The following is a 1,620-nucleotide window of genomic DNA, read 5'->3' as shown; positions in this document are numbered from 1 at the left end:
GCGGGGAGAGGGCTGTGTCACCGTTCAGGGGACACAGCGAGGCGGTAGCCGAGGGTGAGGGGGTGTCTCCGGATGGGTCTCCTCCGGAGACACCCCCTCACCCTCGCTCCGGCTACGCCTGCGCTCCTTCCGCCCCCGGCAAGGGGGGCGAAAGCCTCTCCCCGCCCGCGGGGAGAGGAGGAAATGCGCACGACGCGGTGCCCCTTACACCGCCACCCCATGCAGGTCGTAGGCATCCGCCGACTCGATCTTCACCGTCACGATATCCCCGACCCGGACCGGGCGGCGGAAAGCGACGTGGACGTTGCCGTCGATCTCGGGCGCGTCGTACTTCGAGCGGCCCTTGGCGACGGTCGGGCCGGCGGCGTCGATGATCACCGGCAGGCGCTTGCCGACCTTGGCCTTCTGGAGCTTGAGCGAGACCGCCTGTTGCGTCTCCATGAACCGGCGCTGGCGCTCGGCCTTCACCTCGTCCGGTACCGCCTCCGCGACGGCGTTGGCAGGCGCGCCGCGGACCGGCTCGTACTGGAAGCAGCCGACGCGCTCGAGCTTGGCTTCCTTGAGCCAGGTCAGCAGCTCCTCGAACTCCTCCTCGGTCTCGCCCGGGAAGCCGACGATGAAGGTCGAGCGGATGGCGAGGTCCGGGCAGGTGGTGCGCCAGGAGCGGATGCGCTCCAGCATCTTCTCCTGGTTGCCCGGGCGGCGCATGCGCTTCAACACCGTCGGGCTCGCGTGCTGGAGCGGCATGTCGAGGTAGGGGAGCACCTTGCCCTCGGCCATCAGCGGAATGACCTCGTCGACATGCGGGTAGGGGTAGACGTAGTGCAGGCGCACCCAGGCGCCGAGCTCGCCCAGTTCCTTGGCGAGGTCGTAGAACCGGGCCCGCACCTCGCGGTCGCGCCACGGGCTCGTGGCGTAGCGGGTGTCGATGCCGTAGGCGCTGGTATCCTGCGAGACGACGAGCAATTCCTTGACGCCGGCCTTCACCAGCTTCTCGGCCTCGCGCAGCACGTCCGCCGCCGGACGGCTGACGAGGTCGCCGCGCAGCTGCGGGATGATGCAGAAGGTGCAGCGGTTGTTGCAGCCCTCCGAGATCTTCAGATAGGCGTAATGCCGCGGCGTCAGCTTGACGCCCTGGGGCGGGACGAGATCGAGGAACGGATCGTGGGCCGGGGGCACCGCCTCGTGGACCGCCGCCACCACCGATTCGTAGGCCTGCGGCCCGGTCACCGCGAGCAGGTTCGGGTACTTTTCGCGGATTTCTTCCGGCTGCGCGCCCATGCAGCCGGTGACGATCACCCGGCCGTTCTCCGCCATGGCGTCGCCGATCGCCTGCAGCGACTCGGCCTTGGCCGAATCGAGGAAGCCGCAGGTGTTGACGATCACCACGTCGGCGCCGTCGTGCTTGCGCGCCAGCTCGTAGCCCTCGGCCCGCAGGTGGGTGAGGATGCGCTCGGAATCGACCAGCGCCTTGGGGCAGCCGAGCGACACGAAGGAGATCTTGGGGGCGGGAGCGTTCATGGCGACGGCGGGATGGGACACCGGCCCACGGCCAAGGCGGCAGCGAGCGGGATCAAGGATTTAGGGGAAGGGTGCTGGGGCAGGGCTCTAGCACAGGGG

The 1,620-nt window shown here is 69.2% G+C and carries 1 protein-coding gene; it reads right to left on the bottom strand.

From position 1 onward, the window contains the following. Window positions 1-204: 204 nt before the first annotated feature. The gene (rimO, locus tag QR78_RS31455; protein ID WP_048431575.1) at window positions 205-1,521 is read right to left on the bottom strand and encodes a 30S ribosomal protein S12 methylthiotransferase RimO; all 1,317 of its coding nucleotides are present in this window, start codon (window positions 1,519-1,521) and stop codon (window positions 205-207) included. Window positions 1,522-1,620 lie beyond the last annotated feature (99 nt).

The sequence above is a fragment of the Methylobacterium indicum genome (assembly GCF_001043895.1).
In the GTDB taxonomy this organism is placed as follows: Bacteria; Pseudomonadota; Alphaproteobacteria; order Rhizobiales; family Beijerinckiaceae; genus Methylobacterium; species Methylobacterium indicum.
This window is presented reverse-complemented; position numbering and strand designations above follow the sequence as displayed.